The organism is Oceanobacillus alkalisoli, from assembly GCF_022213125.1.
In the GTDB taxonomy this organism is placed as follows: Bacteria; Bacillota; Bacilli; order Bacillales; family Amphibacillaceae; genus Oceanobacillus; species Oceanobacillus alkalisoli.
On record NZ_JAKNRA010000073.1, the window covers coordinates 1 to 236 of the forward strand.

Annotated in this window: 1 pseudogene; it reads left to right on the top strand. The window is 33.5% G+C overall.

Features of this window, described 5'->3' with window-relative positions:
- Positions 1–236 (top strand): annotated as a pseudogene (locus L3V42_RS18195) (IS5/IS1182 family transposase); the annotation flags it as partial.

Below are 236 nucleotides of genomic sequence, written 5' to 3' on the forward strand. Positions count from 1 at the left end.
GAATTACGAAGATATCCTAAAAAATCGAAATCGAACGCCACTCATTACATACAATCAATATCGAAAGGAGAAGAAAAAGAAACACAAAGAGAATGCTTTTCATGTAGATAACTGGGAATACAGCGAAGAAGAAGATGCATATGTATGTCCAAATGGAAGAAAAGTGAAATTTAGTTATCATTCGAAACGAACGGACAGATATGGATTTACACGTGAATTTAAAGTGTATGAATGTG